The sequence below is a fragment of the Pseudomonas sp. WS 5503 genome, from assembly GCF_012985385.1.
Taxonomy (GTDB): domain Bacteria; phylum Pseudomonadota; class Gammaproteobacteria; order Pseudomonadales; family Pseudomonadaceae; genus Aquipseudomonas; species Aquipseudomonas paracarnis.
This window is the reverse complement of sequence record NZ_JAAQWI010000003.1, coordinates 568,009-582,015: the sequence shown is the minus strand read 5'-3', so window position 1 is coordinate 582,015 and position 14,007 is coordinate 568,009. Positions and strand designations below refer to the sequence as shown.

The window sequence follows — 14,007 nt, the reverse complement described above, 5'->3', positions numbered from 1 at the left end:
TGTGGGAGCGGGCTTGCTCGCGAAAGCGGTGGGTCTGTTGGCAGAGATGTCACAGGCACGCCGCCTTCGCGAGCAAGCCCGCTCCCACATTGGGCCGCGTACATCCGCAGGTGATTAAACTAAAACTCAAACGGGCAAACCTCTATGCTTGCAGGGAACTCGCCTGCGTTATCGACAACCAAAGGCACAGTTACGCCCACCTTCTCATCAGGACACGCACATGCAGGTAGAAAGCTTTTTCGAATGGTTGGGCCAGGCGCTCGGTTCCGTCATCCGTTTTATCGTCGACGGGCTCAGCGGTTTGTTCGGGGCCTTGACCCACGCCGGCGGCAACTTTATCGACGGCCTGTCACGCACCTTGGGCATGGACACCTCGATCATCAGCATCATCACTCTGATCGTCGGGTTGCTCTTCCTGTACTCGGCGGTACGCGCCTTTATGCGGGCCTCGATTATCGTGGGGATCATCTGGCTGATGCTGGGGCTTTGGTTGCTGAGCTGGGTCGTACACTGATATTTCGATCCTCTCCTGTAGGAGCGAGCTTGCTCGCGAAAAACTCACAGACGCCGCGTTGATTCAGGAAGCACGCGTTATCGTTGACGTTTTTCGCGAGCAAGCTCGCTCCTACAGTGTCTTTCAGCGGCCCTTGATCACCATATCCACCGGCGTCTCGCCCACCGCCTGCCAGTTCGGCCGATACATCGACTCTACCTGCGGCGGCGGCACGCGGTAGGTTCCCGGTGTCACCGCCCGTGCCAGGTACAACAAGTGCGTGGTGCCATAGCCATCCAGATTCATCGCCGCCACATAGCGGTCGTCCCGGAACTCCTGATGCTTGAGCGATGCGTTCTGCATCGACTCGCGCCACTCCTTGACCTGGCTACTGGCGTTCTCCAGGCTCGCTGCGCTTTGTGCCAGGTTCTGGTTTTCCAGTTCCAGGCCGGCGGGCAGCAAGTCCACCACCAGGGCATCCGGCACGCGTTGCTTGGCACTGACGGCCAGGTGCACCAGCACCAGGTCGCCGCTGTTGAGGCTGCGCAAATTCAACGGCTGGCCATTCATGCCCAGGTATTCGCGGCGAATACTCAGGTTCTCGCCACCCGGGGCAGGCGGCACTTGTGGGTAACCCGAGATTGTCAGTTGCTGGTAGACCGGCACATCGCTTTGATTGGTCAGGCTCAAATTGCCGGAAAGCAGCTTGCCTTCCAGGTTGAGCGTCGACTGTTGGTTGTTCAGCTCATGCTCCCCGTCGCTGCCATCCAACAGCACCTTCCACGCCGATTCGGGCTGCGCGAAACCCAGCCGCCCGGCCAGGAACAACGAGTTGCGCTCCTGGGTCGACAGATAGGGGCTGGCCGCCAACTGGTCCGACAAGGTAAACAGGCGCTCTTCACGCTTGCCCTTGGCCAAGTCATTTTCCTCCAGCAACGCCAGAATCATCGCCTGATCGCGCAACGGGCTGCCGTAGTCGGCCAGCCACTCCTTGGCACTGCGCTGCGCCGCCAAACCGGCGAGCAAGGCTTGATCGGCACGCGGCTGGTCGCCCATTTTCTGCAGGGCGATGGCCAACTGCACCAACGGCAAGCCGGAGCGTGCGTCGCTGCGCCGTTCGAACAGACTGCGCAACGCACCCAACGGCGCCTGCTGACTGCGCGCCAGCACCATACCGGCGTAGGCCTGTACGGCGAAACGCGTGTGCTCGGCGTTGTCGCTGTAATCCACCTCGATCAGGTTACGTTCCTGCACATACCGCAGCAGGCGCTCGCTGGCCTTCTTCAAGGCTTCAGGCGGTACTGCAAAACCCTGGTCGCGGGCGCGCAGCAGGAAGTCGGTGACATACGCAGTCAGCCAATATTCTTCCTCGCCATCAGCGCCCCACAAACCGAAGCTGCCGTTGTAGCGCTGCATCCCCAGCAGGCGCTCGATGCCCAACTCGATCTTGCGCTTGCGCTCGGCATCCGGCTCGCCCTTGATGCTCAGGCGCTTGAGCAGCGCGTCGTCGGCGTACAGCGACGGGTACAAGCCACTGGCGGTTTGCTCTAGGCAACCATAGGGGTACGCCTTGAGCGCACTGATCTGCGCGCCCAGGTTCAACGGCGGCCCGCTCGACAGGCTCAACAGCGCCTCACGCCCCGAGGCATCGAACTGATCCAGTGCGCCCGCCGGTAAGCTCCACGGCTGATCCTTGATCACGGCGCGGTAATGCTTGAGCAAGGCCGGGTACGCCGGGCGCACGCCTAAGGTCCATTCGCGGCTGAATGGAGGCAGGTTTTCCCCCGGCAGGTCCAGGCCATTGACCGTAACCTTGACCTTGCCCTGACCGAAACCGCCCCAGGCTTGTACCGGAATACGCAGGGTGGTGCGCTGGCCTTGCTTGAGTTCAACCGATTGCGCGTCGCTGTTGACCAGTTCCAACGGCCCTTGCGTCGTTAATTGCACATCGAGTTTCTGCGCCTTGCCCGACAGGTTTGAGAGGTCCAGGGCCAGGGTGGTCTGGTCGCCTCCTGCCAGGAAGCGCGGCGCCGACAACTCGGCAATCAGCGGGGCGGCAATCACCGTCTTGCCTTCCGCCATACCGTAGCGATCATCGCTCCAGGCTTGGGCCATCAGGCGCAGTTCGCCGTTGAAGTCGGGGATATTGACGCTGACTTCGCCCTCGCCTTTGTCGTTCAGCGTCACCGGGGCGCTTTGCAGGGCGACGATGGTTACGCTGGTGTCCGGGCGTTTGCCGCCTTTGGCCAACGCCGCGTCGCCACCAAATGCCAGACTGGCCAGGCGCCCTTGGCCGGCTTCAATCAACTGGCCGTAGATGTCGAATTGGTCGACGCCATAGGCTTTGCGGCCAAACAGGCTGGCGTACGGATCGGGCGTTGGAAATTCGGTGATATTGAGGATGCCCACGTCCACTGCCGCAAGCAGTACGTGCACCTTTTGAGGCACACTGCCATCGGCGTTTTTGGCGGCGATCTTTACCGTCAGCGGTTGTTTGGGGCGCATTTTTTCAGGTGCAGTGAGGGTCAGGCCGAGTTTGCGCTGGGTGCGATCCAGCGGCAGGTGCAGCAAGCCCACGGCGCGTTTAGGCGTGATATTGGCTTTGCGCTCGCCGGGACGAATCACCAGGGCGCTCACATACAGATCGTGGCGCGACCATTTCGGGTCGAGCTTCACCGCAAAGCTTTTGCCTTCGGCCGGTACGTCGATCTCCTGCCACCACAGCGGGCCTTCGGCAGACTCCACCAACAGGTAGCCTTTACCGGCAGCCGGTGGCGTGACGGTGACGTTGGCGGTGTCGCCATCGCCATAGGCGGGCTTGTCCAACGCCAGCTTGACCTGGTCGGGGCGCACGGCGCCGCCTTCGGTGTTGTCCTGGGCCTGGTAGCCGGCCCAGAAACGCAGGCTGCTGACCAACCCGGTGTGCGGGTCTTCGACCTCCACGCGGTAAGGGCCCCACTCCACCTGGAAGCTGACCTTGGCGGTGTCGCCCGCCTTGATGTTCAGGCTCTGCTCATCGAGGTTGAGGAATTTCTCGTTGAAGTGGTAGCTCCAGCCGTCATTCTCCGAGTAGTTCCAGTAGTAGTCGCGGCGCTCACGCACCAGGCGCACCTTGAGGTCTTGCGCGGCCAGTTTCTGACCGTCCTGGTTGGCCACCAGCACTTCGAATTCCACCGGGCCATCGCCGTTGGTTTCCTTGCCGTCAAACAGGCCACGCAGGCCCGGCAATTGCTCGGCCGGCCAGATCGGCTGCACCAGGCGCCGGGTGATCGGCCGACCGCCGGACTCCTGCAGGCTGGCTTGCACAATCAGTTGCAACGGCGACTTGGCCTCGGCCCACTTGCTTTCCAGGGTCAGCGCTTGCTCGCCATTGGCATCGAGTACGCTTTCGTCCAGTTCGAAATCCTGGCTCAGCTCTTCTTCAGTGACGGAACCGAACTGGTAGCCCGGCAGGGATTTGACCGCCTCACGCAGTGGCCGCACGTACACCTGGCCACTGACGCGGTTACCGGAGGCGGGCGCGCCGTAGAGGTAACGACCGTTGACCTGGATGACCGGGTTATCCGCCGGGCTCAACGCCGTGTCACTGCCCTTGAGTTCCAGCGCCAGGCGTTCGGGCAGAAAGTCTTCGACGAGAAATTCATAGAGTTGCGGCTTGCCGTCACCGAGGTCGAACACCAACTGCCAGCGCCCGGTCGGCGCCTCGCCAGCCAGCTGCAACGGGTATTGATACAGGCCCGACGCGTCGGCCTCCCACACGAACTTGCGGCTCACCTGTTCATCCGGGCGCCGCACTTCGACGCTCACCGGCTGAGGCTTCACCGCCTTGCCATCCTTGTCACGCAACAGCGCGTTGAGCAGCACGGTTTCGCCGGGGCGATACAAATCACGCGGGCCGAACACAAAGAACTGCAACGGGTGGGACGGTTGCCCACCGATATCGAACTCCGCCAAATCCAGCGCGGCGCTGTCCAGGCGCAGCAGGCTGGTTTGCTCGCCCTGCTTGGCCAGTAACACCTGGGCTTTTTTCGGCAGCGGCAACTCGGCGTGGCCACCGTCTTCGGTCTTGCCCTGGCCGAGCACGCGGCCTTCGGCATCGAGGATTTCCAGTTCGACGCCGTTGAGTGCCTTGCCGCCTTCCAGGGCCTGGGTAAACACATCCAGGCGATTGGCGTAGCGGTGCACCGACAGGCCGATATCACTCAAGGTGAACAGGGTGGCCGGTTGCGAATAGTTGTAGGTGCCCGAAGCGCGCATCACCGCCAGGTACACGCCCGGCTGCTGCAACTGCTTGAGGCCGGCAATCGGTAGCAACAGGGTTTCGCGGGTATTGCGCGCCGGGTTCAGGTCGAAACGCCCGCCGTACACCAGTTCGGCCATTGGCAGCAGTTCACGGGACTCATAGCTTTGCAGGCTGGTATTACGCCCCCACTGCGCAAGGAACGACGGCAGGGATTCGGGTTTGATCCGAAAGAATTCCACGTCGATCTTGTCGACATTCAACGCGATCACCGGCAGGCCCTCGGCCAGGCGCGTCGGCAACAGGGTGCCACGGCTGGCGAAGCCGACGGTGGCTTGCAGGTCGCGGGTTTCCAGGCGGGCGCTGTATTCGGCGGCGAGGGTGTTGCCGTTGACCGCCTTCACCCCGGCGTCCACGGTCAGCACCAATTTGCGCTGCGGTTCAAGGTGGCGCAGGCGCAATTCCATCAGGTTATCGGACAGTTCCCAGGCGCCATCGACCTTGCCGGACTTGCTGTCTACCAGGTGCAGCTTGTCGGCGAATTTCTGATCGGGGTCCAGCGGAATGGAAAAACTCACCGACAGCGTGCTGGCCCCATCCAACTGCACCTCGGACACATCCACCACGCTCAGCTCACGCCCGGCATAGCGTTGCTTCAACGCTGCCACGTCCACCGCCGCTTTCACCGGCTTCGGCGCTGCCGCCACGGTGGGCGCAGGCGGTGCAGCGGGTTTATCGGAAGAATCGCAAGCGCTCAGCAGGGCCAGCGCGCAGGCCAGGAACAGTCCTTTGTTAAGCATGGGGCACTCATAGTCAGAGGGAACCGAGGGGTGAACTATATATCAGCGCCGACCAAGCTGCTGCGGCGCCGGTCACATTGACCGACGGAGGGGCGGTTGGTTCTAGGTGGGCATGAAGCCAAGCCAAATCCCACAGCCACTGGAGATCAAACGGTGGGAGCTGGCTTGCCTGCGATAGCGGTCTTTCAGCCGATATCTTCACTGGCTGACCCACTGCTATCGCAGGCAAGCCAGCTCCCACATTGGTTCTGCTGTGTGGCGGGTTGACGGTTACAATGCCGCTCCACCAAGGAGCCTTCATGACCGCCCTGCTGACCGACTGGCGCCACCGCCCTACCCATCGCCGCGTCTGGGCCCTGGCCGCGCCGATGATCCTGTCGAATATCTCAGTGCCCTTGGTGGCTCTGGTGGACAGCATGGTCATCGGCCACCTGCCCCACGCCCACCAACTGGGTGCCGTGGCTGTCGGCGCCAGCCTGTATACCTTCCTCGCCTGGGCCATGGGTTTCCTGCGCATGGGCTCCACCGGGTTCGCCGCCCAGGCCGCCGGGCGTAACGATGGTGCAGCGTTGCGGCAAATCCTGTTGCAAGGCTTGCTGTTGGCGCTGGGGCTGGCGATGTTACTGGGTACCGTGGGCATTCCCCTGAGCCATCTGGCCCTGGAATGGATGCAGCCCTCGCCCGAACTGAACCAACTTACCCGCGAGTTTTTCCACACCCGCCTGTTCGGCCTGCCCGCCGCTCTCGCCAGTTATGCACTGGTCGGCTGGTTCCTCGGCACCCAGAATGCACGAGCGCCATTGGCGATTTTGCTGACCACCAACCTGGTCAACATCGCGCTTAACCTATGGTTCGTCCTCGGGCTGGACTGGGGCGTGGTCGGCTCCGCCCGAGCCTCGGTGATCGCAGAGTGGACCGGCGCCCTGCTCGGCCTGGCGCTTACGCAAAAAGCCCTGCGCGCCTATCCTGGGCATATCGCTTGGGCCGCCTTGAAATTGTGGCAAAGCTGGCGCCCGTTGCTGGCGGTCAACCGCGACATTTTTATCCGCAGCCTGGCGTTGCAGTCGGTGTTTTTCATGATCACGGTGCAAGGCGCAAGGCTGGGAGATGCCACAGTTGCAGCCAATGCCTTGCTGCTCAATGGGCTGTTACTGACGGCACATGCCCTGGATGGCCTGGCTCACGCGGTCGAGGCTCTGTGCGGCCACGCCATCGGCGCACGTGACCGGCAAGCGTTACGGCGGTCATTGGTGGTTGCCTGTGGTTGGTCGCTGATCGCCAGCGTGGGTTTCGCCCTGCTGTTCACCTTCGGCGGCCATCTGTTCATCGCCATGCAAACCGATATCCCCAGCGTGCGCGAAACCGCCGATATCTACCTGCCCTACCTCGCGGTATTGCCGTTGATTGCGGTGTGGAGTTATTTGCTCGATGGGCTGTTTATCGGTGCAACGCGGGCGCGGGAAATGCGCGATGGGATGTTGCTGACGGTGATGCTGGTACTGCCAATTGCCTGGGCCTTGCAGGGCTTGGGCAACCACGGACTGTGGATAACTTTTTTGCTATTCATGGCGGTACGCAGCTTGATCCTGGGGGCGATTGCCTGGTGGCTGAGCACGCAGAATCGCTGGCTGAGCGATACCCGCTGACACGAGCCCCTACCTGTTACTTCTGACAGGTTACAAGCCGATTTTTCAAGCGTTGAATAGCGATGGGCAACCTCCCCTGCTTACGCCAAGGAAAATCGCTATGAATATCAAACGACAAACAGGCATCGTCACCCTTTGGGTAATCGCCACGCTGACTACCGCAGGCTGCACGGCGCCGTCGAACTCAACAGCGCAGCCGGCCGGGACACTGCGGGTGGAGAATCAAATGGCCGGTGAGTACACACTCGTGGTGATACATGGGACTGAACAGCACAGAATCACCAAAGGCGAATCAAAGGACCTGACAATCGATGGAAAAGAGGTGCTCCTGTCGCGCCTCAACAGTCAGGGCACAATAACGCAGATAGCCCTCAACGCTCACTCAGAGAGCAAATGCCCAGTGACGCAATGCTTGCTCGTAAGGTGACTTGATCAACGTCGTGCCAATGCGGCCGGCCTCACAGGAACTAAACGAACACTCGCTCAGTTCCGGTGAGGCCGCACGACTCAAGAAGACAAGTAAGAAGAACGAGTCAACCCAAGACGCAACGCATCCAGGAACTGGGTACGCTCGGACGCCGAGATCTTCGCGCTCGCGCACTTGTCGCGGTAGTGCGTCATCAACTCTTCCGGCGACAAGTGCACATAGCGCAGCATGTCTTCGATGGTGTCGTGAGTCTCGATCCCGGCGCTGTACACCGAACCGTCTTCACGCTGGTAGATGTTCACCGAGTCGGTGTCACCGAACAGGTTGTGCATGTCGCCCAGGATTTCCTGATAGGCGCCGACCAGGAAGATACCCAACAGGTAGTCCTCGCCTTCGTTCAAGCCGTGAACCGGCAGGCTGGTTTCGATGCTCTGCTCATCGACGTATTGCTTGATCTTGCCGTCGGAGTCGCAGGTCAGGTCTTGCAGCACGGCGCGGCGCAGCGGCTCTTCGTCGAGGCGGTGCAGCGGCAGGATCGGCAAGACCTGGCCGATGGCCCACGTATCCGGCAAGCTCTGGAATACCGAGAAGTTGCAGATGTATTTGTCGGCCAGCTTGTCGTTGAGTTCGTCCAACACCTGGCGGTGCGAGCGCTGGCGGGCTTTCAACGAGTTGTGCAGGCGGCGGCACACCGCGAAGTAGCACTGTTCGGCCAGGGCTTTTTCGGCCAGGGTCAGCTTGCCGTCGGCGTACTGGGTGGCCACGTCGCTCATGTAGTGGGTGGCGCGCCAGTAGGTTTCGGTGACCATCTCGATGTCGGTCGGGCCCAGCAGGTCCACCAGCCATTGCACGGTTTCCGGCAGGCTTTCCTTGTTTTCGATGGTTGGGATTTCGTCGTTGTGCTTCTCGACGTCCGTCACCTGCACCACCAGCATGGCGTGGTGAGCGGTCAGGGAGCGGCCGCTTTCGGAGAAGATGTTCGGGTGCGGCAGGCTCTGCGCGTCGCAGAATTCCTTGAGCATGCCCACTACCACGCCGGCGTAGTCGTCCATGTCGTAGTTGATCGAACTGGCGTTGCGCGAGTGCGTGCCGTCGTAGTCCACGCCCAGGCCACCGCCGACGTCGATGTGGTCCACCGGCAGGCCGAGGTTGCGCAGTTCGCCGTAGTAACGAATGGCTTCCTTGAACCCGTGCTGGTAGTCGGCCAGGTTGGCAATCTGCGAGCCCATGTGGAAGTGCAGCAGGCGGATTCCCTGGTCCAGGCCGGCTGCGCGGAAGCGCTCGACCACCGACAGCAACTGGGCTGCCGACAGACCGAATTTGGATTTCTCGCCACCGGTGTCCGCCCACTTGCTCGATGCCAGGGACGACAGGCGCACACGCAGGCCCACCTGCGGCTTGACCTTGAGGCTCGCTGCCTCTTCGATCACCAGCCCCACCTCGGACTCTTTCTCGATCACGATGAACACGTTGTGGCCGAGCTTCTGGCCCATCAGCGCCAGGCGGATGAACTCACGGTCTTTGTAACCGTTGCAGACGATGGTGCCGCCCTTCGGCGCCAGGGCCAGCACGGCCAGCAGCTCAGGCTTGGAGCCGGCTTCCAGGCCGATGGAAACGTTCTGGGTGGCAATGATGTTCTCGATCACCGCTTCCTGCTGGTTCACCTTGATCGGGTACAGCGCGGTGTACTTGCTCTGGTATTCCAGGCGCTCGATGTTGGCATCGAAGGCACCGGTCAATTGGCGCACGCGGTCTTGCAGGATATCGGGGAAGCGCACCAGCAGCGGCAACGACAGGCCGCTTTTGCGCAACTCATCGACTTGCTCGTACAGGTCGACGGGCGTGCTGTTCGGGCCGTTCGGACGGACTTCTACGCGACCGGCTTCATTGATCGCGAAATACCCGGCCCCCCAATGGCGAATCCCGTAAACACTGCGGCTGTCCGCAACTGTCCATTGGCTGCCATCGTCTTTGCGTGTGCGTCGTACGGACATCGAAGTCCCCTATAAATGAAGGCGAAGGCGCCACCTCTCGCGGAGGCTGGCGCAGTCTAAAGAATGAAAATGACGATTTGCCTGCAAGGGAAGTAGACCCCACTGGCAGGACAGAGTTTAGCCACAGGTTGGGAAGAGGCTTTCAGCCGCCGGACTTCTTGGCCTTGTACCCGAGCTTGATCAGCTCGGCCAACAGCAACTCGACGTGATCGCCCTGAATCTCGATAACCCCGTCTTTCAACGCGCCACCGGTGCCACAGCGCTTTTTCAGCGAGGTGGCCAATTCCTTCAGGGCGTCTTCAGCCAGGGGCACGCCGGTGATAGTGGTCACCGTCTTGCCGCCACGGCCTTTGCTCTCGCGACGCACGCGGGCAATACCGTCGCCTTCGGGGATCAGGGTCTGTTTGCAGGTGCACGAATCCACGGGCTGACGACAGTCCGGGCAGTGTCGACCTGCGTCGGTGGAAAATACCAGGCCACCAAGGGCGGCGAAGGATGCGGCTTTTTTGGCCACCGGCAATCCTCTTGGGAGGATGAAGACTGATCGGCGCCGCACAAGGCGGTGACCGACCGCGAAGCCCCACTCAGGCAGGGGCAGCGCTACCGAACCGTCAAGGCCACCACCACTGTAGGAGCGAGCTTGCTCGCGAAGATCGTCAACGATAACGCGGGCATTCAGCCAGCACGCGGTGTCTTGGCGTTTTTCGCGAGCAAGCTCGCTCCTACAGGGTGAAACAATAGCGGTTCGGGTGAAAAGGCGCGCAGTGTAACGGCAAAAAGCCAAGTTGCTAAGAGCCAAATGGCGCCAATTTATACAACTTTAGCGACGTGAGGCGAGATAGCGCCGCAAGCCCTCTTGGGCGTCCGGGCAATAAGACTTTTGCTCGGCCTCTGCAAGCACCGTTTCAATGGATAGAAAACGCGCTTCCATGACCTCTTCAGGCTGCAAACACAGCGGGCCGTCCCATACAGCAGAGTAGGACGTACACCACAGGCGGCTGTCGCCATCTTCAAAGTAAAAATGATCGTGCTCGACCAACTCCACGCCACTCACGCCCAGCTCTTCCGCCAATTCCCGCTGTGCCGACAGGGCATAGCTTTCTCCCGCCGCCACCATCCCGCCCGCCGCCGTATCCCAGAACCCCGGGTACAGGGCTTTGCTCAGCGTGCGCCGATGCACACACAGCTCGCCTTTGGAATTGAACAGGAAGATAAACGTGCAACGGCCGATCAAGCCGCGCTGGCGCAGGTCGGACCTGACCAAGTGACCGAGCAGATGGTCCTGCTCGTCGACCCAGCAGATCAGTTCAGCGTCGGAGGCTGCTCGGTGTGCGGCCTCCTTTTGAGTAGCGTCCATCATCAACCCTGGTTGAGGAGCTGACGCAAGTCGATCACTGCAGCGTTTGCCCGGGAAATATAGTTGGCCATCACCAGCGAATGGTTCGCCAGTACGCCGAAGCCACTGCCGTTAAGAATCATAGGACTCCATACCGGTTCTTGCGAGGCCTCTAGCTCCCGAATGATCTGGCGCACGCTGACGGTGGCATTTTTCTTGGCCAGTACGTCGGCAAAATCGACTTCGATGGCACGCAGCAGATGGGACAGCGCCCATGCCTGGCCGCGCGCTTCGTAGAACACGTTGTCGATCTGCATCCATGGGGTTTCCACCACTTCTTCATCGACCTGCGGCACTTCACCCGGCGCCAGCGTCTCGGTTTTCAGCGCAGTGTTCAACTTGACCCGGCCCACGCTGGCGGACAGACGCTGGGACAGCGAGCCCAAACGTGTGGCCACATCGCCCAGCCAGTTGTTGAGGTTGTCGGCACGCGCATAAAAAAGCGCGCCGCGCTGGTTCGGGTCAGACAGGCGCGCTTCGTAGCGGCTCAAGGAATTGATGCCTTCCTGGTATTCCGACTCACTGGATGGCAGCACCCAACTCTTGTTGTCGAAGTTGAAGCGCGGCTCGGCCTTGGCCAAGTCAGCGTCTTCAGCCGACTGCGACTGGGAGCGGGCGAAGTCTTTACGCAGGGCGCGGGTAAGGTCACGCACCTGCACCAGCACGCCGTATTCCCAGCTCGGCATGTTGTCCATCCACAAGCCTGGCGGGAAACGGTCGTTGGAGATGTAGCCGCCTGGCTTGTTCAGCAAGGTGCCGACCACGGTCTTGAGGGTTTCGACGGTGGTGTAACCCACCACCATCTGCTTGCCTTCCTTCTCGGCGGCAAGCTGGGCATTTTGCTGCACCGGAAACAGCGCCGGCTCTTGGCTCCAGTACCAACCCAGGCCACCGGTGACCAGCAGGTACAAGCCGATGATGCTGAGCAACGCCCGGCTCATCAGCAGGTTGCGAAAATAGCTGCGGTTGGCCGACTTGGGCTCAGCGGCGGGGCCTTTGGCACTGCCTTCGCGGTTTTTCCAGTCCAGCATGGCGATATCCTTTCAATCACTTGAGTTCATGCACGTCAATTGTCCGGGTGCGTTCAGACATTCCGACCACAACCCTACCCCATCGTGCCCATCGGTGCGGGGCTTTTACACGAAACTGGCGCACCAGCGCGCTTGGACTATAAAGGATGCACGCGATTTACGCTGCGCGACCCATTGGTCAATAACTGAATGGCAGGCACGCAGACTTAATTGACGTATGACACTCATCTATCAGAAAAGAGGTGCTAGCATAGAGCCATCAGTCGACCTCAGCATGCACCCTCACAGTAGTCAGGATATGACCGAGTCAGAAGACCCCAGCCGCGAGCGTCTCAAGCAGCACTTTGCCCAGCGGGTAATTCATCAGGCACGTCAAATTCTTGAGATCTGGCAGCGCCTGCAACGCAGCGAGTGGTCGAACGCCGACTTTTCCGAACTCAGCGAAGCCAACCTGCGCCTGCAACGCTTCGCCGAACGCTTCGAACAGCCCGAACACACACAACTGGCACGGCATATCAGTCAATCCTTGCAGGCTGTGGACGAGAACCGTGGCCGTCTGAGCAGCCAACTGATCACCGAGCTCAACCGCTTGATGCAACGCCTGTCCCGCACCGGCCTGCGCCAGGGCGATCAGCTTGAGCAAACCTTCCTGCCGCCGATGCGCAAGCCGATCTATGTGATGCTGGCCGACCATGACCGCGCCGAACGCCTGGCCAAGCAGTTGGAGTTCTTCGGCATGGGCGCCCACGCCCTGGACAGCGTGGCCGCCTTTCGCGCGTCCATGGCCGAGCGTTTGCCGTCGGCGATCGTGATGGACGTGGACTTCTGCGGCACCGGCCTGGGCCTGAAGCTCGCGGCAGAGGCCCAGGAGGGCCTGGAGCAAAAGCTGCCGCTGTTGTTTTTCAGCCTGCACGAAACCGACACCCCGACACGCCTGGCCGCCGTACGCGCCGGCGGCGAAGAGTTCCTGACCGGCACCCTGGAGGCCTCAAGCCTGCTGGAAAAGATCGAAGTGCTAACCTGCGCGGCCCAGTACGAACCGTACAAAGTGCTGATCATCGACGACTCGCGGGCCCAGGCGCTGCACACCGAACGCCTGCTCAACAGTGCCGGCATTGTCACCCGCACATTGACCGAACCGATCCAGGCCATGGCCGAGCTGGCGGATTTCCAGCCCGACCTGATCATCCTCGACATGTACATGCCTGCCTGTACCGGCACCGAACTGGCCAAGGTGATTCGCCACAACGACCGCTACGTCAGTGTGCCGATCATTTACCTGTCGGCCGAGGACGACCTGGATAAACAGCTGGATGCGATGAGCGAGGGCGGTGACGATTTCCTCACCAAACCGATCAAGCCGCGTCACCTGATCACCACTGTGCGCAACCGTGCGTCACGTGCGCGCAACTTGAAGGCACGGATGGTGCGCGACAGCCTGACCGGGCTGTACAACCACACGCATATCCTGCAACTGCTCGAAGATTGCAGCTTCCGCGCACGCCGCGAGAACAAGCCGTTGAGCTTTGCCATGCTCGATATCGACCACTTCAAGCGCGTCAATGACAGCCACGGCCACCCCATGGGCGACCGGGTGATCAAGAGCCTGGCACTGTTTCTCAAGCAGCGTTTGCGCAAGACCGATTACATCGGCCGCTACGGCGGTGAAGAGTTCGCCATCGTGATGCCCGACACCGACCTGGAATCGGCCTGCAAAGTGCTGGACGACATTCGTCGGCGCTTTGCAGAAATCCACTACCCCGCCCAACCGCAGGATTTGTGGTGCACCTTCAGCGCCGGCCTGGTGGAGCTGTGCGACGGTTCCGACAGCTTGATGATGGCCGCCCAGGCTGACGAAGCGCTGTACCGCGCCAAGGACGCCGGACGTAATCGCGTGCAAGCCGCTCGTACATCAAAGCAAAGTGCCATCTTTTCACCAGAATCCACCGATTCGGTCATAACGCTGTAATACAAACGCAA

The 14,007-nt window shown here is 61.1% G+C and carries 9 protein-coding genes; 4 read left to right on the top strand and 5 right to left on the bottom strand.

Annotation, left to right across the window (positions count from 1 at the left end):
- The first annotated feature begins 220 nt into the window (after positions 1–220).
- Positions 221–514 carry a hypothetical protein gene (locus HBO10_RS11620; RefSeq protein WP_003188208.1) on the top strand — a complete coding sequence of 98 codons (294 nt, stop codon included), beginning with the start codon at positions 221–223 and terminating at the stop codon, positions 512–514.
- Positions 515–637: 123 nt separating this feature from the next.
- Here HBO10_RS11620 and HBO10_RS11615 read toward each other — a convergent pair whose 3' ends face one another.
- Entirely contained in the window at positions 638–5,533 is a 4,896-nt protein-coding gene (locus HBO10_RS11615; protein WP_034126426.1) for an alpha-2-macroglobulin, read from the bottom strand.
- Positions 5,534–5,832: 299 nt separating this feature from the next.
- Between HBO10_RS11615 and HBO10_RS11610 the strand changes: the two genes are divergently transcribed.
- The gene (locus HBO10_RS11610; RefSeq protein ID WP_034126425.1) at positions 5,833–7,179 is read left to right on the top strand and encodes an MATE family efflux transporter; all 1,347 of its coding nucleotides are present in this window, start codon (positions 5,833–5,835) and stop codon (positions 7,177–7,179) included.
- 100 nt (positions 7,180–7,279) lie between these two features.
- Positions 7,280–7,606: a hypothetical protein gene (locus tag HBO10_RS11605; protein WP_034126424.1), complete on the top strand. Its 327-nt coding sequence runs from the start codon at positions 7,280–7,282 to the stop codon at positions 7,604–7,606.
- Positions 7,607–7,686: 80 nt separating this feature from the next.
- Here HBO10_RS11605 and speA read toward each other — a convergent pair whose 3' ends face one another.
- From speA to HBO10_RS11585, 4 genes are all read right to left on the bottom strand, one after another.
- Positions 7,687–9,600 (bottom strand): arginine decarboxylase, encoded by a 1,914-nt coding sequence (gene speA / locus HBO10_RS11600; RefSeq protein ID WP_034126423.1) that lies wholly within the window; start codon positions 9,598–9,600, stop codon positions 7,687–7,689.
- 142 nt (positions 9,601–9,742) lie between these two features.
- Complete coding sequence (locus HBO10_RS11595) at positions 9,743–10,114, bottom strand: translation initiation factor Sui1 (RefSeq protein WP_032893757.1); 372 nt, start codon at positions 10,112–10,114, stop codon at positions 9,743–9,745.
- A gap of 306 nt (positions 10,115–10,420) precedes the next feature.
- Positions 10,421–10,957, bottom strand: a complete 537-nt coding sequence (locus HBO10_RS11590) for an NUDIX hydrolase (RefSeq protein ID WP_034126422.1) — start codon at positions 10,955–10,957, stop codon at positions 10,421–10,423.
- 2 nt (positions 10,958–10,959) lie between these two features.
- On the bottom strand, positions 10,960–12,027 hold the full coding sequence (locus HBO10_RS11585; protein ID WP_034126421.1) for a DUF2333 family protein: 1,068 nt from the start codon (positions 12,025–12,027) through the stop codon (positions 10,960–10,962).
- Positions 12,028–12,325: 298 nt separating this feature from the next.
- Between HBO10_RS11585 and HBO10_RS11580 the strand changes: the two genes are divergently transcribed.
- Positions 12,326–13,996, top strand: coding sequence for a PleD family two-component system response regulator (locus tag HBO10_RS11580; protein ID WP_034126420.1), 1,671 nt, complete (start codon positions 12,326–12,328; stop codon positions 13,994–13,996).
- Positions 13,997–14,007: the final 11 nt, after the last annotated feature.